The following is a 20008-nucleotide window of genomic DNA, read 5'->3' on the forward strand; positions in this document are numbered from 1 at the left end:
TTGCGCCAATAACATCAGCGCGCCCGCCTAACTCATTCCCTAAGATGCCCCCAGTCTATCCTGAGCGTCTCCACCGTCTCTCCGATGCGTCCGACCGTCTCTCCAGCCCGTCAGCACCGCCTCAGCAGCGCCGGTGAAGGGGTATTTACGGATTAGGTCTGGGACCTGCAACCCCCATTTTGAAAAAACTCCACATTTTTTGTCGATTTCTTATGTTAGTTAATGAAAACAACAATTTACTTTAACAAATCAATCTCTGCAGCTCACGTTCGTTGTGCAGATTTCCCGAGAAGAACCAGAAACATTCGCTTCTGAGATGGAATCGAGAGTCCAGGCAGAAAAGAGCGGCTTGTAAAACACCCTTGGGTCCTTCGATCGACGCAGACCTGACTATCAAGAATATCGTTTAGAGCACGCAAGAAACTGACTTGGGGTCACAATTGTTTTTTCAAGCGATTAACGCACTCTCACAACAGAGATGTTAACGCTGCCCGAACGCTCATAAGAGCTATGGTGTCGCGAGAGGTGCGAAAGATAGCATGGAATTCGATTATATCATCGTAGGCGGAGGTTCGGCCGGTTCGGTTCTGGCCAATCGCATGAGCGAAGATCCATCCACAAGTGTCTGCCTGCTTGAAGCTGGTGGCGGTGGGAACAGCCTTTTCGTCAGAATGCCTGCCGCCGTTGTTGCCGCACTACGGGGGCGCCCCAGGATCAACAACTGGGCTTTTGCAACGGTCCCGCAACCCGGGTTGAAGGGGCGCAAGGGCTATCAACCACGCGGCAAGGCACTGGGCGGCTCAAGCGCAATCAACGCCATGCTGTATGTACGCGGTCAGCGGCAGGACTACGATGGCTGGGCCGATCTGGGCTGCGACGGCTGGGACTGGGACAGCGTATTGCCATATTTCAAACGGGCCGAGAACAATGAGCTTGGCGCTGACAGCGTGCATGGCGACAGGGGGCCGTTGCATGTTTCTCTGCAAAAAGAACCTCGTCCAATCACCCTTGCGTTCATTCAAGCCGCTCAGCAACTCCAACACCGCTATACTGAAGACTTCAACCGAGGCGACAACGAAGGCGTCGGCCTGTACCAGGTTACACAGTTTCACGACCCGGCAAAGAATGGTGAGCGTTGTTCTGCGGCTGCTGGTTATCTTTTTCCAGCTTCTGACCGCCCGAACCTGACGGTCATCACGCATGCACATGCCAGTATGCTGAGCTTTGAGGGCAAGCGCGCGTCGGGCGTTGTATACCGGGCGAGAGGCAAGGGCGCAGACATCGCCATTCGGGCGAAGCGCGAAGTCCTGCTGTGCGCAGGCGCTTTGAAATCGCCGCAACTGCTTCAGGTTTCGGGTGTTGGTGCAATGAGCGATCTTGAACCGCACGGAGTCGCTGTTCGCCACGAGTTGCCCGGCGTGGGAAAGAACTTGCAGGATCACCTGGATTTCACGTTGATCTTCAAAACCAGAGATACAGACAATTTTGGGATTGGCCCGGCAGGGGCAGCGCGAATGCTGAAGCATGTTCATCGGTGGGGCAGGACGGGCGTCTCGATGGCGGCTACCCCCTTTGCCGAAGGCGCGGCGTTTTTGAAAACCTCCCCTGACCTGGAGCGTCCCGACATCCAGCTGCATTTCACTATCGCAATGGTCGATGATCATGCCCGCAAACTGCACTACGGGTACGGATATAGCTGTCATGTCTGCAAACTGCGCCCGGACAGCCGGGGGACAGTCAGTTTGAACAGCTCCGACCCAATGGAAGTACCCTCTATTGATCCGGGGTTTCTTTCAGATGCACGCGATCTGGATACAATGATCAAGGGCGCGCGAATGACACGGGACATCCTGCAGGCTCCTGCGTTAGACAACTATAGGCACAAAGAGTTGTTCGGTACGGATACTGCCAAAACCGACGCTGATTGGGCCGAGCATATCCGCGCCCGCGCCGACACGATCTATCACCCTGTAGGCACCTGCAAAATGGGCGTGGACGAAATGGCGGTCGTCGACCCCCAGCTTTGTGTGCGGGGGCTTGAAGGTCTGCGAGTCGTTGATGCCTCGGTGATGCCGACCTTAGTGTCGGGCAATACAAATGCACCCACAATCATGATCGCGGAAAAGGCTGCAGACATGATCAAGGCGGCTGCCTTGTAAATGCACTATTGGCCCTTCATCAGGGCCTCAAGCCCAACCCGGTAATTGGGATAGATCAGATCAATACCAAGCTCATCCTTAATCCGGTCGTTTCGAACCCGCTTGTTTTCGTTGTAGAAACTGCGCGCCATCGGCGTCAGATCGGCGTCGTCGAACCGGACTGCAGGAGGCAGGGGCAAACCCTGTAACTCGGCAGCGTATCCTATGACATCCTGCGGCGGGACAGGTTCGTCGTCACATACATTATAGATCCGTCCCGGATTCGGCTTCATCATCGAGGCTTTCAAGATCTGCGCGATGTCTTCCACATGAATGCGCGAAAACACCTGCCCCGGTTTGATAATGCGCCGCAATCCACCACGCCTAAGCTTAGAAAACGGCCCGCGCCCCGGTCCATAGATACCCGCCAAACGGAAGATATGAACAGGCAGCCCCGGAATTGCCGACCATTGCTCCTCGGCCAGCATACGCCATCTGCCGCGCCTAGCGGTCGGTGCAGGCGGCGTGTCTTCGTCAACCCACCCACCCTGATGGTCGCCATAGACGGCTGTTGTCGACAAATAGCCCACCCATTTGAATTGACGGGCCCGCTTGGCGATTTCATCGCCCAGCGCCGCCAACACCGGATCGCCTTCTTCATTTGGCGCAGTCGAGATCAGCAAATGGCTCACCCCATCGAGGTTCGGCGCCTCACCCGGCCAGATCAGCGGTTCGGCGCCAGAGGCCCGAATTGCAGCCATCCCTTCACGGTCTCGCGTCGTGCCAACAGTTTTCCAGCCCTTCGGGGCAAGGATTCGGGACAGGGCCTGAGCAGAATAGCCATGGCCAAATGAAAAGAGCGTCTTGGTCATGCACCTTTGATGATCTGCGCCGTGCCGGGATGCAAGCGCCGCATGGACGCACTTGAATCGAATCTTCGATTGCGCCTTTCTGTTGGTCATGAGCAAGAAAACACCTGACCTGCATTCGGCCTACGCGCTGAGTTCTCCGGACGAGAACAAACAGCTCTATGCGGAGTGGGCGGGAGATTATGATGACAGTTTCGCTGCGCGCGAAGATTATCAGCTTCACACCCACACGGCTCGGGCATTTGTCGGTGCGGGTGGTCAGGGGCCCGTTCTGGATGTCGGAGCGGGAACCGGCCTGTGCGGCGCGGTGCTGTCGGCGCTTGGCGTCGGACCCATTGATGCAACCGACATCAGCGCAGAGATGCTGGATCAGGCGATGCGCAAGGACATTTACCGGGACGCGATCGAGGCTGATCTGACACAGGGCATCCCTGTTCCGCGTCACAGCTATTCCGGCATAGTTTCATCCGGCACGTTCACACATGGTCATTTGGGCCCCGAGGTGCTGCCCGCGCTGTTAAGCGTGGCTCGCCACGGGGCGCAGTTTGCCCTTTCTATCAATGCGCGCCATTTCAAGGAACTGGGTTTTGCTGAAGCGTTCCGCAAACTGGAACAGGATCAGATTCGCAACCTGACCCTGCCCGAAATCCGTATATACGGAGATCTCGCAGCTGGCCCCAACAAGGATGACACCGCCCTGATCGCTTTGTTTGAACGGGTTTGAGTCCGGTTATCCGGACGCAACCAAGCCACCCGCTTCAACCATGTGCATCGCATTCGCCTCAGGTCGCGTAGTCCAAACTTTCGGAATCAAGGATTGCTTTGATCTCACGCAGATGCGCCTCGGCCTGATCGGGATAGTCATCCAACTCTTGCGCTGTTTTTTCGGCAATCTCATCCGACAAGACGCGCAGGGGCAGTCCGGTTTGCAAAGCACGAATGTAAGTTTCGGCCGCGCGCTCAAAGTAGTACAGCCTGTTGAAGGCATCGGCAGGGTCGCTGCCGATGATCAGAACACCGTGATTGCCCATGATCATTACTTTTTTCCTGGGATCAGACAGCATCCCGGCACAACGCTCGCCCTCGCTTTCAAAGGCCAGACCTCCGAATTCTTCATCTACCACGTAACGGTCGTAAAAGGTTGCCGTGTTCTGATCGATTGGCGGCAATGAACTGTCGGCCAAAGAGGCCAGAACAGTCGCAAAGATCGAATGCACATGCATGACGCAACGCGCATGAGGGCAGTGGCGGTGGATTGAGCCATGCAGCCCCCAGGCCGTCGGGTCCGGGGCACCGGGTTGTTCCATCACATGCGGGTCTTTGGCATCCAGCAACAATAGATCCGAGGCACGAATGCGCGCAAAGTGCACCTGATTGGGGTTCATCAGAAACCGCGTGCCGTCATCATTCACCGCCAGGCTGAAATGGTTGGCAACCGCCTCATGCATGTTTAGCCGGGCCGTCCAGCGGAAGGTGGCGGCCATATCCACGCGCTCGGACCAATGGTCGATATTGGGACGAAGACTGGTGAGGCTCATGCTTGGCTCCTTTCGCGGCTGGTCGTGGCCAAACCTGCATGGGGTCCGGCGGTTTGACCAACGAAAAAAACACGACTATCCCATTAGCTGAACTTATGCCGAGGTTATGTAGATGCAGAACTCGCTTCCTCCGCTGGGCTGGTTGCGCACTTTCGAGGCCGCCGCACGCCATCTCTCGTTTACTGGCGCCGCGCGAGACCTGAACATGACGCAAAGCGCCGTCAGCCAGCAGATCAAGTCTCTGGAAGGGCATCTGGGGCAGCCACTGTTTCTGCGTCGACCCAAAGCATTGGAACTGACCGAGGCCGGAATCACATATCTGCCAGTTGTGCGAGAGGCCTTCCGGACGCTTATGCGCGGAACCCGGGCGGTTACTGGTGCGCAGCCAAACGCGGTGCAGGTGCAATGCAACATCAGCTTTGCCGTCAACTGGCTGGCCCCGCGCCTGCCGGCATTTCGGACAGAACATCCGGATGTTCAACTGAATATCTTCACCGAACTTTGGGAGCCGCGCGAAATGGCCGAAGGCGCAGCGGTCGAGATTCGGTTCTCGCTTCGACCGTCGGATACAGTCCGAACCGAAATTCTGCGCACCGAACACTACTATCCGGTCTGCGCTCCCGGAAATCAGGTGTGTCTGGAAAATCTTCAGGAACAGCCACTTTTCGACTGCTCCAACCTGCTGTCCAACTGGCCAAGTTGGGCGGAAGATCAGGGTCTAAAATGGGATAATCCGTCGATCACATACGCAACGACCTACCTAGTTTGCCTGTCAGCAGTCATGGCTGGCGGCGGTCTGTGCCTGGCTCATGATACTATCGCAAGTCATCTGATCGAGCGCGGTCAACTGGTTGCGCCGTTTGAGCACCGCGTTCGAATGCCGGAGTCCTACTATCTGCTGTTATCCCCAAAGGCCGAGGATACACCCGGAGCCGTAGCCTTTGCTGATTGGGTACGGCGAGAAATCGGGGCTGCGGCATAAAGGGAATTACTCCCGCCCAACGGCAATGCCCCGCCGGGGCATCTTCGTAGGTTGGGCCGAGCATCGCTGACGCGCGGCGGGCGCGCCCGGACCAGAAGGCATACCCAATACACATGAGGAATCCATAACAACGAAGAACCGGGGTTGCACCCGCTGGCGCATTCGTGAAAGTTGAGCCATGGAATACATACCCTTCCCAAGCTGGCCCGAAGTCGCCCCTAAATTGATCGCAGTTGCAGCCGGACGTGAGGCGGCCGACACGGTTATTCAGGGCGGAATCTGGGCGAACGTACACAGCCGCGAATTGCTGCCGGATCATTCTGTGGCGATTGCCGCCGGGCGAATTGCCTTTGTCGGACCGGATGCCTCGCATTGCGTCGGTCCGGAAACAGAAATCATCGACGCGCAAGGGCGTTACATTTTGCCCGGCTTGTGTGACGCACATATGCATATCGAATCCGGCATGCTGACTCCGGCCGAATTTGCACGTGCGGTCGTCCCCCATGGCACGACCAGCATGTTCACCGACCCGCATGAGATCGCCAACGTGCTGGGTCTGGACGGCGTGCGCATGATGCATGACGAAGCGATGATTCAACCGGTCAATATCTTCACTCAGATGCCGTCCTGCGCACCATCCGCACCCGGGTTGGAAACGACAGGCTATGAAATCACGCCCGAAGACGTGACCGAGGCGATGAACTGGCCCGGTATCATCGGGCTGGGTGAGATGATGAATTTCCCAGGTGTGATCCATGGTGATCCCAAGATGCTGGCCGAAATAGCCGCCACTCAACGGGCCGGGAAAACCGTCGGAGGGCACTATGCTTCGCCTGATTTGGGGCCTGATTTTGCAGCTTACGTGGCGGGTGGCCCGGCAGATGATCACGAAGGCACATGCGAGGCCGACGCCATTGCCCGGGTTCGCCAGGGGATGCGCTCGATGATGCGTCTGGGCTCGGCCTGGTATGATGTGGAAAGCCAGATCACTGCCGTGACCGAAAAAGGGCTGGATCCGCGCAACTTCATTCTATGCACGGATGACTGTCATTCCGGCACATTGGTAAATGACGGGCATATGAACCGCGTCGTACGTCATGCCATTTCTTGTGGGTGCGACCCTCTGGTTGCGCTGCAGATGGCGACGATCAACACGGCAACTCATTTCGGGCTGGAGCGCGAAATCGGATCCGTCACTCCGGGGCGAAGAGCGGACATCATCCTCAGTTCAGATCTGACTGAGTTGCCGATTGAGATGGTGATGGCCCGCGGGCAGGTGGTAGCGGAAAACGGTGCCATCAAGGTGGATTGTCCACATCTGAACTGGCCCGAAAAAGCGCGCAACACCGTTCACCTGGGGCATGAACTGACGTCGGCCGATTTTGAGATCAAGGCACCGGAAGGAGCCAACAGAGTTCAGGCCAACGTCATCGGCGTGGTGGAAAACCAGGCGCCGACTAAGGCGCTGAAAGCAGAATTGCCGATCATTGGCGGTCTGGTCGAAGGCGAAGGCGAGGTGTGTCAGATCGCTTTGGTTGAACGGCACCGGGCCACCGGGGGCGTCACCAACGCTTTCGTTTCGGGCTTTGGATATCAGGGAAAAATGGCCATGGCCTCGACCGTGGCGCATGACAGTCACCACATGATCGTCGTCGGTACGGACCGGGATCAGATGGCGCTGGCCGCAAACCGCCTGGCCGAAATGGGCGGTGGCATCACCTTGTACCGTGACGGGCGGGAACTGGCGCTGGTCGAACTGCCCATCGCTGGCCTGATGTCCGACAGTCCTGCTGCCGAAGTCGCGGCCAAGGCCGATATGATGGTGCAAGCCATGCAGGACTGTGGCTGTCATCTGAACAACGCGTACATGCAGCACTCACTGCTGGCGCTGGTCGTAATTCCGGAACTTCGAATCTCGGATCTCGGACTGGTCGACGTGCGCACATTTGAAAAAATAGATCTTTTGGAACCATTGGCATGACAACACTCCTGACCCCCGAAGCACCCGCGCCAGAGCAGTTTACCGATCCCGCCGCCGCCGTTGCACGGCTGGAAGAGCTTTACGTCCAGGCAATCGATTTCCTTTGCGACAGTTTCTCGGAAGCCATGGGAAATGGAGCGCCTGCCGCGCGATATAGAGCCTATTACCCGGAAATTCGCATCAAAACCTCAACCTATGCCCAAGTCGACAGCCGCCTGAGCTTTGGTCACGTGTCCGAACCCGGCGTTCACGCCACGACGGTGACGCGCCCGGATTTGTTCAGATCCTACCTGACCCAACAGATCGCACTGTTGATCAAGAACCATGGCCAGCCTGTGACAATTGCGGCGTCGGGCACACCGATTCCGGTGCATTTTGCCGTGGCAAACAATCCCGATCTGGTTGTACCTCATCACGGGGCGGCAGACTTCACCCTGCGCGATGTGTTTGACGTTCCTGACCTGACAACCACAAATGATGACATCGTCAATGGTGTGCATGACCATGAAGACGCTGTTGGTCCCTTGTCTCTTTTTACTGCCCAACGCGTGGATTATTCGCTTGCGAGGCTGGCACACTATACCGCAACTGACGCAGGTCACTTTCAAAACCACGTGTTGTTCACGAACTACCAGTTCTATGTCTCGGAATTCGAGAACTACGCCCGCGAGCAATTGGCGGATCCTGCCAGCGGCTATGCCAGCTTTGTTTCAACCGGCAATGCCGAGATCACGGACCCCAAGGCACCTATCGAACAACCGCTGAAACTGCCACAAATGCCAACCTACCACCTGAAGCGCGAAGATGGTTCGGGAATTACGTTGGTGAACATCGGTGTTGGCCCATCCAATGCAAAAACCGCCACCGACCATATTGCAGTTCTGCGCCCGCACGCGTGGCTGATGGTTGGTCACTGCGCCGGGTTGCGCAACACACAGGCATTGGGCGATTTCGTTCTGGCCCATGCTTATCTGCGCGAAGACAAGGTTCTGGATGACGATCTGCCGGTCTGGGTGCCGATCCCGCCTCTGGCCGAAGTGCAGGTGGCGCTGGAACACGCCGTGGCCGAGGTGACCAAACTGGAAGGTTACGAGCTGAAGCGGATCATGCGGACAGGCACAGTGGCCTCGGTCGACAACCGAAACTGGGAATTGCGCGATCAGTCCGGTCCGGTCCAGCGTCTGAGTCAATCCCGGGCAATCGCGCTGGATATGGAAAGTGCCACCATTGCAGCGAACGGCTATCGGTTCCGCGTACCGTACGGCACTTTGCTGTGCGTTTCGGACAAACCCCTGCACGGAGAATTGAAGTTGCCGGGCATGGCGTCTTCCTTCTATACCACGCAAGTCAGCCGGCATCTGGCCATCGGCATCAAGGCGATGGAGCACTTGCGCGGCATGCCGTTGGAGCGCTTACACAGCCGGAAATTGCGCTCCTTCGACGAAACAGCCTTTCTCTGACGCAAAAAAGCAACGTTTTCCCCATATTTTTAGGGTTTTCAGCGCTACTATTCGTTGTGTTTAGCCACAATATCCCGTTACAGTTACGCGGTGAGGCCCTATAGATCGGGCACGTTAAGGAGACCAAGAAATGGCAAAGCCTATGACAAAGACTCAGCTGGTTGCTGCTCTCGCTGAGGAAATGGGAACCGACAAGAAATCTGCGAACTCCGCGCTGGAGGCCATCACCGGCCTGATCACCCGCGAAGTTTCGGCCGGTGGCGCAGTGACCCTGCCCGGCGTCGGAAAAATCTACTGTCGCGAACGCCCCGAGCGTCAGGTCCGCAACCCGGCCACTGGTGAGACCTTCACCAAGGAAGCCGACAAGGTTGTGAAGATGACCATCGCCAAAGCACTGAAAGACAGCGTGAACGGCTGAATTCAACTTTCGGGACAACGATAGAGAGCCGCCTTCGGGGGCTCTTTTTCTTTTGCGTCAGTGTTTTGTGCGTGTCGGGTTTGAACCCGATTCCGACACCATGTTTCGGTTCAGAATGCGTCACTAACGTCACAAATCGCCTTCCATGCAGGCATCGGCCTGAACGTGGGAATGTGAACCGGCGAAATCTTGCCGTGCCGTTGACGGGCCTCTTTCCATAACTTGCTTGATCGCCTTAAAACTCCATTAGTCTTCGAACCGGCAATGAAACGTCTTGCAAACCATCGTATGTAGAAAGAAATCGACTTGGCCACGCGTGTCCGGCGCCGCCCGATCCGCGATCGCGGTGGGCCTCTTTGCACTTGTCTCTGCCTGCGCGCAAAACACAACCAATGAGGATCTCAATCCTGAACGTCAGTTGATGGCTCTGCAAGAGGTCTCGAAGAAGCGGTCAAGAGGGCAGCGAGTGTGGTGCGTGCCCTACGCGCGAGACCTCAGCGGTATAGAAATTCGCGGCAATGCGAAGGACTGGTGGGGGAAAGCTCGAAAAACGTTTGAGCGAGGCAAGGAACCGGTTGTTGGAGCGGTAATGTCGTTTCGGGCAACCCGCGGGATGCCCTTGGGCCATGTGGCCGTCGTATCCGATATAGTCTCCGATCGCGAAGTCATTGTGAATCACGCCAACTGGCACCGCAACAAGGTGTCGTTGCAAATGGGCGTCAAGGATGTCTCGAAAAACAATGACTGGACAGTGGTCCGGGTTGAAAGTCAACCGGGCCGGTATGGCAGTTCCTACCCGGTAAATGGGTTCATCTATCCGACAGCTGGCAAGTAACCTTGTTGAATTTCATTTCGCGAACGAGTTGATCGCACCACGCGCGACACTCATTTCAATCGTGCAGCGAAGACAATGACCGTCAGCGTCGGGATACCGAGTGGTTGAAAAGTCCGCATATTGTACAAAACTGCGACATTGGACGATCAAAAAAAGGGCACCAGAGGCGCCCTTTTTCGATTTGCTTCGATAGGTCGGTCAGTGAACCGTCTCAACCTTGTGGAAGTCCAGATCACGATCTTCAGGCATTGAATCGATACTCATCACCTCCTGGCGTTTGGTGATCAGGATATAAACGACGCAGGCCAGATACAGGCCAACCACGACGGCTCCGATCCATTGAATCTGCAGCCACTGGCTCTGGAACAGCAGGGTCAGGGCAAACAACAGCGCGACGTTGCCAGCCACATAGATCGCCTTGCCAAACCGTTCCACGGTCAGGTTCAGGTTGTCGGTGTACAGTCGGATCAGCGAGTCCAGCGAGTTGATCACGAACGTCACACCCACGATCACCATCGCAATGTTGGTGATGCCTGCGGTACTGATGCCGTTCAGATGGTAATAGTAGAGAACGGTGAACCAGATCCCCAGCGGTATGGACGGAAAGATCAGCAGAGCGGCAAGCAACTGCCACGTGGTCAGACCACCCACGAAGCGCGAAGTAAACTGGCCGATCATGATCGACCATGCAAACCACCAGAACAGGTAGAATGCGTGATAGTCGGTCAGCGGCAGGACAAATTTGTGCAGGTTGGCGAAATAGGCCCCGATATCGCTGCCGGTTTCCACGAACCCGGTCACGCCCATGCCTGCAGCTGCCCACATGCCCAGAATCAGTGCAAGGAACAGAAAAGTAGAACCTACCGACAGGATACGAACATACTTCAGATCGGTCGAAGAATAAGCCGCCGCCAGAATGACGACAAACACGATGATGTAGAAGGTAGTAACGACGGATTCGCCGTCTCCGACCTCGGGCAGATAGCCGGGCAGGTAGATCAGGAAAAGGCTGGCTGTGAAAGCACAGGTGCCGATGATGACCGCGTTGTTAATCAGCTTGACCAGCGGGATCTCAAAGAACCTCACACGGGGTTCGATCACGCAGAAGTAGAAGGCCGTCAGAAAATAAAAGGCCCAGATCAGAAAGCCCCAGAATCCGAACTCGATCGCCAGCGGGTTTGCGAAGGCGTAAGCAGGGTCGTCGGCATATCCACCGAATTCGGTCAGTGGGAACATGATCAGGCCGACATCCAGACCGGATGTGAACAGGATCGCGATGAACGTGAACAGATGTACCGGTGTCACGCCAACGCAGCGCAGGTTCCACCATTTCACGACGAAGAAAGCGACCAGGCCCAATGCCAGCAGGACGCCGAAAGATAGAATGTACTCCAGAAGCACCGACAAACCTCCCTTGATATGTCAGGTCTTGCCGCCGATATCTTTAATTGGCCAGTCAATCAATATAAACATATGCAAGACTTTTCTTGCATCACGCATGTGTCTTTTTTGACGCGCACTGCTTGCGACCGATCCCAAAATCAGGGACAGTCCGCGCGACGTGACAGGGGGTCTCCATGGATCTGCGCGCCATAGCCATGGGGCTGACATTTGCCCTGATCTGGTCATCTGCCTTTACCTCGGCGCGGATCATCGTGGCGGATGCCTCACCTCTGTTTTCGCTGGCACTGCGGTTTCTTATCTCCGGTGTTCTGGGGGTCATGATTGCCCGCGCGATGGGGCAAAGTTGGAACCTGACCCGAAATCAATGGCGTGCCACGATCCTGTTCGGAATCTGCCAAAATGCCCTGTATTTGGGCCTGAACTTCTACGCGATGCAAACGGTCGAGGCTTCGGTCGCAGCCATTATCGCTTCCACTATGCCCTTGTTGGTGGCACTGGCAGGTTGGCTGATGTTCGGGGACAAGCTGCGCCCGCTTGGTGTATTGGGTCTGTTCGCCGGTTTCGCCGGAGTCGCCCTTATCATGAGCAGCCGGATCAGCGCGGGCGTCGATATGTTCGGGGTCGCACTATGCGGTGCGGGGGCGCTTGCTTTGACTTTTGCCACGCTTGCAGTTCGCGGTGCGACGTCTGGCGGTAACTTCATGATGGTCGTCGGCTTGCAGATGCTGGTAGGCTCAGCCGCGCTGTTCCTGGCCGCTCCGATCTTTGAGACCATCTACATTCACCCGACACTTCCGCTGGCGCTGGCGTTCATCTACACAACCCTTTTCCCCGGATTGCTGGCCACATTGATCTGGTTCCTGCTACTGGATCGGATCGGAGCCATTCGGGCCGCCACTTTCCACTTTTTGAACCCTGTATTCGGGGTCACGATCGCAGCGATCCTGCTGGGCGAAAAGTTGGGCGGGATGGACGCGGTCGGCGTTGCCGTCACGACCCTTGGCATTCTTGCGGTTCAGATTTCACGACAGGGCGCTCAGGGCAGCAAGGCCTCGACTTGAGACAACAATTTACGGGAATCGGGTTTAACGTTCGACCCATAGGTCGCAACCACTTCCCCTTCAGAATCGATCAGGATCTTGTTGAAATTCCATTTGGGTGTGAAACCGGTCCGGGCGGCAACGGCTTTGTAGAACGGATGGGCGTCTGCGCCTTTGACCGGAGTGATGTCCGTCATCAGCAGGGTCAGCCCATAGTTCATCTCACAAAACTGTTTAACCTCATCTGCCGATTCCAGCTCCTGATTGAATGAATCCGACGGCACCGCAAGAACGACCAGCCCTTTGCCGGAATAGGTCTCATGCACCTTTTGCAGAGCCGCGTATTGTCCCGTGAATCCACAATGCGACGCGGTGTTGACCACCAGCACAGGTTGGCCGCGCCAGTCTTCGATGGCCAATGTGCCTCCGTCGATCGAGTCGAACTCACCGGTCAGAGGTGCCGCCTGAACGGCGCGGCCCAGTAAGATCAGGGCAGTCAAAAGCAGCAATCTCATCATTTCTTGTCCTCCCTTTTAGATTGATACGCATGTCTTTGTTGTTCAGATCACTTGCACGACTGCGAGAGCGGTTTGAAATATCGCTTTGCTTTCCACTCCGCAGCCCCCAGATAATGGCGCAAACAATAAATCAGCCGGAGGATCCATGACTCGCTATACCAAAGACCCCACGGCCATTGCTGCGCTTTCGCCCGAAGAGTTTCACGTCACTCAACGCAGTGGTACAGAACGTCCGGGCACCGGGAAATACCTGAACAACAAAGAACCGGGTATCTATGTGGATATCGTATCAGGTGAACCGCTGTTTGCCTCGACCCATAAATACGAATCCGGGTGCGGTTGGCCCAGTTTCACCAAGCCGATCGTCCACGAACACGTCGAAGAGTTCCGCGATGCCACGCATGGCATGATCCGTACCGAGGTTCGTTCGAAACACGGCGACAGCCATCTGGGGCATGTCTTCCCGGATGGTCCGCGTGAACATGGCGGGCTACGTTACTGCATAAACTCCGCCTCGCTAAGGTTCATTCATCGGGACGAGATGGAAGCCGAAGGTTATGGCGAATACCTGAATCAAGTGGAGGATATCTGATGACCCAACAACGCGCTGTACTGGCCGGGGGCTGCTTCTGGGGTATGCAGGATCTGATCCGCAAACTGCCGGGCGTGTCGCGTACCCGTGTCGGTTACACTGGGGGCGACGTGCCCAACGCAACCTATCGCAACCATGGCACACACGCCGAGGGGATCGAGATCTGGTTCGATCCGTCTCAGATCAGCTATCGCGACCTGCTGGAGTTCTTCTACCAGATCCATGACCCGACTACGGTCAACCGTCAGGGCAACGATATCGGCATGAGCTATCGATCTGCGATCTACTACGTGGATGACACGCAGAAACAGGCGGCCTTGGACACTATCGCCGACGTGAGTGCCAGCGGCTTGTGGCCCGGAAAAGTAGTGACCGAAGTCGAGCCTGTCGGAGACTTCTGGGAAGCCGAGCCAGAGCATCAGGATTATCTGGAGCGGATCCCGAACGGCTATACCTGCCACTTCCCACGACAGGATTGGGTTCTGCCCAAGCGCGCAAGCGCAGCAGAATAAAGCACCACCTGCCCGGCCCCTCTGAATCTTTCAGGGGGGCTAGTCTGCGGCCACCCTCGGACGTCCGCTTGCCTCGACCGTGATCATGGCTTCGACAAAGACATCCTTTGCCTCGACCCGTGCAGTTTTGATGTCACGATCCACGATCACGCGAATGTCTTCTGCGCCGGCTTCTCGCACTGCGCCCTCCGCTTCGGACATCAAAACCTTTTCCAACAAGGCCAACGCGTCCTCTGACGCGGTAAAATCCTGCGGACCATCCTGCAGATGCACGCGATACCGCCCTTCCGCCGGGGATGTGACCGTGCCCGAGCGGCGCAAGGTCAGCCGCCCCACGACAGCACCAATCGCATTTGCCACGCCTGCATGTTCCGGCAGGATCATCCGGCAATGCAACCGCTCACCCACGGCAGGGTAGTAACTGGGGGCCGACGCCCCAAGGCCCACCACATCCACATTCAAAGCAGCGCTCAGCGACAGCAACCCACGGTGTTGTGCCAACCCACGCTGTGTCAGAACATGACGCGCCAAATCATGCGGCAGCACACCAAATCCATCTTGTTCTTCATCAAAAGCAGTCTCTAACAAAGCCAGACTGGTCTGTTTGGTCAATTGATCGACTATCATCTGCGCAAGGGCCTCGGGCGAGTGTGCAAGCATATCCCCTGACCCAACCCGTTTACGTGCCATAAGCTGCAGTGCCTTACGGGCCGCCTCGACGTCCCAGGCGCTGACCCGCCCCAGCAAATGGCTGGCATCCGACGGTGTCACGCCCGAGACCTGAACGATCCCGCGATCCACCAGCCGCGTCAGCGCTCCGTTCTCCATCCGGGACCGAAGTAGCGCACTTAAGGGCAGAACCTGATCGCCCAGCCTCTCCAACAAGATCTCTTCCCGTGCACCGACTCCGTCGGTGTCGATGCCGGTCACGCGGCGGGCAAAGCGTGTATCATGCTCGCCCACGGTCGTGGCCCGCAATTGTTCATCCAGCACAGAATTCACAACGTCTGGTGCTTCTGATGCGATCAGCGATACGGGCAACACCCGACGCGGGCCGAGGAACACACCGCCCCGTAGCCCTTCGGCCACAACATGCACCTGGCTGTCACCGCCCAGACCATGGGTACGCATCGCCACGGCTTCAACCATGGTGCGAAACCCACCCACCTGCGCCCCGGCCGGATCAATCGCGGGCTTTCCATCCCGGATAAGTGCAACATCGGTCGTGGTTCCCCCGATATCCGAGACCAGCGCATTGTCCGCTGCGGTAAGCCATCGCGCCCCGACAATAGAAGCCGCCGGACCGCTGAGGATTGTCTCTATCGGCCGTTCCCGCGCCTGTTCCGCGCTCATTAATGCACCATCGCCGCGCACCACCATCATCGGCGCAGAAATCCCCAAAGCACGCAGCTGATCCTGTGCACGCCCGATCAGGCGGTCGATCATCCCGATCAGCCGCGCATTCAGAACAGCCGTCACGGCGCGTTTCGGACCATTGAGCTTGGCGGACAAATGATGCGAACAGGTCACCGGCGCCCCGGTTCTTTCCGAGATTATGCGCGCCGCTTCCAACTCATGCGCCGGGTTGCGGGTGGCGAACTGAGCAGCAACCGCAAAGCCAGAAACCCCCTTATGAGAGTCTAAAAAGGCCTCAAGCGCTGCGATATCCAAGGCCGCAGCCTGCCCCCCGGAATGGGTATGCCCACCCGCAATCACCAGGACCGGATCACCCTTCAGCGCCTCTTTCAGCCCGTGTTTTTCAAGATCGCTGTCCTTGAACCCGATATAGATCAACGCGACACGACCGCCCTGCCCCTCGACCAGAGCATTCGTGGCCAGCGTCGTCGATAATGACGCCATCGAGATCTGATCCGGCGTGACCTGCGCCTCTGCCAGTACAGACGAGATCGCCCTGCCCACACCAATCGCCAGATCCGCCCGGGTGGTCAGAGACTTGGCCGAGGCAATGACCTCTTGCTCATCTCTGATCAACACCGCGTCGGTATAGGTCCCGCCCGTATCTACCCCCAAAGACAACGTCATCGGGTTCTCCTCACTGTTCGCTGGGGATGGGTGTAGCGGTTATGCACGACACGTCCAGCCTGTTTGCGGCAATTATGACAGTTGTTCCACCGCCCAGCGCGCCGCGTCGGCCACCGTCTCGTCGGGGTCTTCGACCAGATTCTGGGCCACTGTTTTCAATTTCGGCTGTCCCGAGTTTCCAATGGCATACAGAACGTTGCGCACGAACCGGTCCCGCCCGATGCGCTTGATCGGTGAGCCAGAAAACTGCGCACGGAAGGCTGCGTCGTCAAGCGCCGCCAGTTCTTGCAAGCCGGGCGCTTTCAGATCGTCCCGGGCGGCATAGCGCATATCGCTCGCGGCGACGGCAAATTTGTTCCAGGGACACGCGGCCAAGCAATCGTCGCAGCCGTAAATCCGATTGCCCAACTTATTGCGCAGCTCTTGGTCCACCGGACCTTTGTGTTCAATTGTCAGGTATGAAATGCACCGCCGTGCATCCAACTGATACGGCGCCGGAAACGCATCGGTCGGGCAACTGTCCAGACAGGAGCGGCACGACCCGCAGTGGTCTATCTCTGATTTGTCCGCCGGCAGGTCCAGTGTGGAGAAAACAGACCCTATAAAAGCCCAATTTCCCCATTCGCGGCTTACAAGATTGGTATGTTTGCCCTGCCACCCCAATCCGGCTGCGTGCCCCAAAGGTTTCTCGGGAACCGGTGCGGTATCGACAAACACTTTTACTTCCCCCCCGGCTTCGGCAATCAGCCATCGCGCCAACCGTTTCAGCCGCTTCTTGACCAGATCATGATAGTCCTTGTTCTGCGCATAGACCGAAATTGCACCGCGATCCGGGTGATTCAGGATCTCTGTCGGGTCATGTTCCGGCGTATAGCTTTCGGCCAACATGACGACTGACTGCGCCTCGGGCCAAAGGGCGGCAGGATCGCCACGCCATTGTGTGCGCGCGGCCATCCATCCCATTTGCCCGTGGTAACCGGCATCCAAATATGCCCGCAAGCGTTTCGGCACCAGTGGAACATCCCATGGCCGGCACACACGACAGGCAACAAACCCCTCTGCCAAGGCTTGTTGCACCAGCTTTTCCTTAAGATCCGATCCGCTCTTCATCTGGCCAAAAATATCCTCGGGGGGAATCGCGCCCACGGCGCGATGGGGGGCAGACAGCCCCCCTTGCGCACCCTATCAGAAATCCAGATCAGCGTAATGGGGCGGCGGTCGGAACCCAGGCACCTGATCCGCCAGAATTGACCGAAACGCAGGACGAGACTTGATCTTTGCGTACCAGTCCTTGACCACCTGGCTGCGATTCCAGTCCACGTCCGAGATGTAGTCCAGCGAAGACAGATGCGCTGCGGCCGCGAAATCAGCCAGTGTCATCTGATCCCCCGCAAGCCAGCGGCGATGATCCAGCAGCCATGCCATGTAATCCAGATGGTATTTGATCGCCCTGGCGCCCTGTTTGATATGCTTGCTGTCCGGATACCCCTGTCCCGTCACCTTTTTGTTCACCCGCTCATACAACAGTTTCGATGTCACCTCGTGGTGAAACTTGTCGTCGAACCACCCGACAAGGCGCCGCACTTCAAATCTGGCTTCGGGGTTTTTCGGCATCAAAGCTGGCTCAGGGCGGGTTTCTTCGATGTATTCGCAGATCGCCGCGCTTTCCGACATGATGTGCCCGTCCAGACGCAACACGGGTACTTTTCCCGCCGGATTGCGGCGCAGGAAATCAGGATCCTGCTCCCAGTATCGCTCTTCTACCAGCTCAACCTCGATCTTCTTCTCCGCCAGCGACAGACGGACCTTGCGACAATACGGAGAGAGGGGAACGTGAAACAGACGCGCCATGGACTTCCAATCGAACCAGTGAATACCCGACAGATTTACCCTTGGCAGATAGCGGGTTTCAATCCTCGAAACAATCTGCGCGACCATCTGCGCGGATGGTGGCCGCCCCATCGAGAATTGAAGCCGCTCTTCTGCGGGTTCTGGCAGTTGGATCCGTGACAGACCTGTTGCGTGGTGACGGCAGGATTGCAGCAATCCGTGCTGCCTGAACCGAGGTCAGCTTTGACGCGCTGGTGTTGAAATAGCGTTGCGCAGCAGCTTCGACCCCAAACACGCCGTTCCCGGTTTCGGCCACATTCAGATACACTTCAAGAATACGCTGCTTGCTCCAGAATATTTCAACCACCGGCGTGATCGAGGTTTCCAAAGCCTTGCGCACCCAACTGCGGCCCTGCCAGAGGAACACATTCTTCACAACCTGTTGCGTGATGGTCGACGCACCGCGACTTCCGCCATCCTCAAGTGCATCGCGAATGGCTTCAACGTCAAAGCCCCAATGCAGACAGAAATTTGCGTCCTCAGCCGCCACAACTGATCTTGCCATGATCGGAGCCATGTCCTCGATCGGCACCCATTCGCGTTCAACCTTTCCCAGCCGGCGCCATTCCGACCAGATGGTATGCGTCACGGGCGGGTTCACGACCGAATAAATCAGGACCAGAGCAACCACGAGACACACAACTGCCATGGCCACGCGCGCTACCCAGCGGCGAACCTGTCGCGCCACCGGTACTTTCTTTCTGGATGCCTTACTTTTTTTTCCGCCAGATTTGCGGGCTGCTTTCTTAGCCATGCCTCAGCTATACGACGCAGGGTTCCGGTTTGAAACGGCCTAAATCGCGAAAGCACGCGCCTCACGCGGATGAATGATCGGGCGAGCGGTTTTCAGCGACATCGGATCAAGACCTGCCAACTCGGGAAACAAGTGCAGCACCTCGCTTTGAGTCTCGCGATCCGAGGCTGACAGCGCGTGCCCGGGATAATAGCTTTCGCTTTTCGCTCCGTTGGCGATGACGATCTCATGCTGCTTGAACAAGAGGTGGAAGTATTCGACCTCACCGCCTTCAACGCGTGTCACCGTGTCATCGTTGACCAGTGTATGTGCCGGAACCAGCGCTTCGGAAAGACCGAACAAATAAGACGCCTGCCAGTCTTCGACCAGCATCCGATGCTGCGGTGAAACCAGCAAGGGGCGATCCAGACCGAAAACACCGGCTTCGAACCGGATTGGGGCCAGTTTGCCTTCGGCTGCGACGGTTGTAGACCCGGCCCAGATCAATGGTTGAGGTCCGTGATCCACCGTAAGGACCAGATCACCAGCCTTCAAATCCTCAACCGCCCGCTTACCTTCCGGCGTGGCGATCATGGTCCCGGCCGTAAAACAAGGTGGACCCAGATTTCCGACATTCAGAGGACCTTGCGTGTTGACAAAAGTGGTCGAAACCAGCGTTCCAGGCTGAAGCACCTGATTGTCTGTAGGGGTGAAAACCCGCGATCCATCGGCCAGGTAAAAAGTGATTCCTGTATAGGTCACGTTCCCAACGCCTGACACGTTGATCGTAACAGTATCCCCCGGCCAGGAATTTGTTACGTCTTGTCCATTGACCGTATCGCCACTGGGCACGTCAATAAGATTGTCATCATTCGCATCAGTCAGGTTGAAACTGCTGACAGTGACAGCTGTTCCTCCTGGTGGCGGGCTTGCGGGATCAAAGGTGAAAAACTGATCGCGATATGTCGTTGGCATCCTGTTGCCCCTACTCTGTCACCATTTGAAACCGAAACAGGTCATGGCTATCACTACAAGGTGAAAAAAGCATGGCGAAA

Annotated in this window: 19 protein-coding genes; 10 read left to right on the plus strand and 9 right to left on the minus strand. The window is 56.9% G+C overall.

Annotated elements, in window-relative coordinates:
• Window positions 1–539: 539 nt before the first annotated feature.
• Complete coding sequence (locus tag D1823_RS14325; RefSeq protein ID WP_117871119.1) at window positions 540–2159, plus strand: GMC family oxidoreductase; 1620 nt, start codon at window positions 540–542, stop codon at window positions 2157–2159.
• A gap of 5 nt (window positions 2160–2164) precedes the next feature.
• Here the strand turns inward: D1823_RS14325 and D1823_RS14330 are convergent, their stop codons facing one another.
• A complete protein-coding gene (locus tag D1823_RS14330; protein WP_117871121.1) occupies window positions 2165–3010 on the minus strand; it encodes an SDR family oxidoreductase in 846 nt (281 codons plus the stop codon).
• An 88-nt stretch (window positions 3011–3098) separates the two neighbouring features.
• Between D1823_RS14330 and D1823_RS14335 the strand changes: the two genes are divergently transcribed.
• Window positions 3099–3731 (plus strand): class I SAM-dependent methyltransferase, encoded by a 633-nt coding sequence (locus D1823_RS14335; RefSeq protein WP_117872910.1) that lies wholly within the window; start codon window positions 3099–3101, stop codon window positions 3729–3731.
• A 58-nt stretch (window positions 3732–3789) separates the two neighbouring features.
• Here D1823_RS14335 and D1823_RS14340 read toward each other — a convergent pair whose 3' ends face one another.
• Window positions 3790–4545, minus strand: a complete 756-nt coding sequence (locus tag D1823_RS14340) for a class II aldolase and adducin N-terminal domain-containing protein (protein WP_117871123.1) — start codon at window positions 4543–4545, stop codon at window positions 3790–3792.
• Window positions 4546–4657: 112 nt separating this feature from the next.
• Between D1823_RS14340 and D1823_RS14345 the strand changes: the two genes are divergently transcribed.
• The 5 genes from D1823_RS14345 (at window position 4658) to D1823_RS14365 (ending at window position 10221) form a co-directional block, all read left to right on the plus strand.
• Window positions 4658–5527: a LysR family transcriptional regulator gene (locus D1823_RS14345; protein WP_117871125.1), complete on the plus strand. Its 870-nt coding sequence runs from the start codon at window positions 4658–4660 to the stop codon at window positions 5525–5527.
• Window positions 5528–5705: 178 nt separating this feature from the next.
• A complete protein-coding gene (ade, locus tag D1823_RS14350; RefSeq protein ID WP_117871127.1) occupies window positions 5706–7508 on the plus strand; it encodes an adenine deaminase in 1803 nt (600 codons plus the stop codon).
• Window positions 7505–8968 (plus strand): AMP nucleosidase, encoded by a 1464-nt coding sequence (locus tag D1823_RS14355; RefSeq protein WP_117871129.1) that lies wholly within the window; start codon window positions 7505–7507, stop codon window positions 8966–8968. Before ade ends, D1823_RS14355 begins: the two co-directional genes overlap by 4 nt.
• Before the next feature lie 130 nt (window positions 8969–9098).
• Window positions 9099–9386 (plus strand): HU family DNA-binding protein, encoded by a 288-nt coding sequence (locus D1823_RS14360; protein ID WP_117871130.1) that lies wholly within the window; start codon window positions 9099–9101, stop codon window positions 9384–9386.
• Between the two features lie 274 nt (window positions 9387–9660).
• Window positions 9661–10221: a CHAP domain-containing protein gene (locus D1823_RS14365; RefSeq protein WP_371415283.1), complete on the plus strand. Its 561-nt coding sequence runs from the start codon at window positions 9661–9663 to the stop codon at window positions 10219–10221.
• Window positions 10222–10419: 198 nt separating this feature from the next.
• On the opposite strand, the gene D1823_RS14370 is transcribed toward D1823_RS14365, so the two are convergent.
• Window positions 10420–11616: a BCCT family transporter gene (locus D1823_RS14370; protein WP_117872912.1), complete on the minus strand. Its 1197-nt coding sequence runs from the start codon at window positions 11614–11616 to the stop codon at window positions 10420–10422.
• Between the two features lie 182 nt (window positions 11617–11798).
• On the opposite strand from D1823_RS14370, the gene D1823_RS14375 reads away from it, so the two are divergent.
• Window positions 11799–12686, plus strand: a complete 888-nt coding sequence (locus D1823_RS14375) for a DMT family transporter (protein ID WP_117871132.1) — start codon at window positions 11799–11801, stop codon at window positions 12684–12686.
• On the opposite strand, the gene D1823_RS14380 is transcribed toward D1823_RS14375, so the two are convergent.
• A complete protein-coding gene (locus tag D1823_RS14380) occupies window positions 12662–13183 on the minus strand; it encodes a glutathione peroxidase (protein ID WP_117871134.1) in 522 nt (173 codons plus the stop codon). The genes D1823_RS14375 and D1823_RS14380 overlap by 25 nt on opposite strands.
• A gap of 145 nt (window positions 13184–13328) precedes the next feature.
• Here D1823_RS14380 and msrB point away from each other — a divergent pair, with 145 nt between their 5' ends.
• Both msrB and msrA read left to right on the plus strand, forming a co-directional pair.
• Window positions 13329–13775, plus strand: coding sequence for a peptide-methionine (R)-S-oxide reductase MsrB (msrB, locus tag D1823_RS14385; RefSeq protein ID WP_117871136.1), 447 nt, complete (start codon window positions 13329–13331; stop codon window positions 13773–13775).
• Complete coding sequence (gene msrA / locus D1823_RS14390) at window positions 13775–14287, plus strand: peptide-methionine (S)-S-oxide reductase MsrA (protein ID WP_117871138.1); 513 nt, start codon at window positions 13775–13777, stop codon at window positions 14285–14287. Before msrB ends, msrA begins: the two co-directional genes overlap by 1 nt.
• A gap of 39 nt (window positions 14288–14326) precedes the next feature.
• Here the strand turns inward: msrA and D1823_RS14395 are convergent, their stop codons facing one another.
• The 5 genes from D1823_RS14395 to D1823_RS14415 all read right to left on the minus strand — a co-directional run bounded on the left by D1823_RS14395 (window position 14327) and on the right by D1823_RS14415 (window position 19928).
• Entirely contained in the window at window positions 14327–16330 is a 2004-nt protein-coding gene (locus tag D1823_RS14395; RefSeq protein ID WP_117871140.1) for a hydantoinase/oxoprolinase N-terminal domain-containing protein, read from the minus strand.
• Between the two features lie 72 nt (window positions 16331–16402).
• Window positions 16403–17440, minus strand: a complete 1038-nt coding sequence (gene queG / locus D1823_RS14400; protein ID WP_117872913.1) for a tRNA epoxyqueuosine(34) reductase QueG — start codon at window positions 17438–17440, stop codon at window positions 16403–16405.
• 75 nt (window positions 17441–17515) lie between these two features.
• The gene (locus tag D1823_RS14405) at window positions 17516–18181 is read right to left on the minus strand and encodes a glutathione S-transferase family protein (RefSeq protein WP_117872914.1); all 666 of its coding nucleotides are present in this window, start codon (window positions 18179–18181) and stop codon (window positions 17516–17518) included.
• A gap of 58 nt (window positions 18182–18239) precedes the next feature.
• On the minus strand, window positions 18240–18974 hold the full coding sequence (gene mtgA / locus D1823_RS14410) for a monofunctional biosynthetic peptidoglycan transglycosylase (RefSeq protein WP_117871142.1): 735 nt from the start codon (window positions 18972–18974) through the stop codon (window positions 18240–18242).
• Window positions 18975–19013: 39 nt separating this feature from the next.
• On the minus strand, window positions 19014–19928 hold the full coding sequence (locus D1823_RS14415) for a Hint domain-containing protein (protein WP_117871144.1): 915 nt from the start codon (window positions 19926–19928) through the stop codon (window positions 19014–19016).
• Window positions 19929–20008 lie beyond the last annotated feature (80 nt).

Origin of the sequence: Ruegeria sp. AD91A, from assembly GCF_003443535.1 — a bacterium.
Lineage (GTDB): Bacteria > Pseudomonadota > Alphaproteobacteria > Rhodobacterales > Rhodobacteraceae > Ruegeria.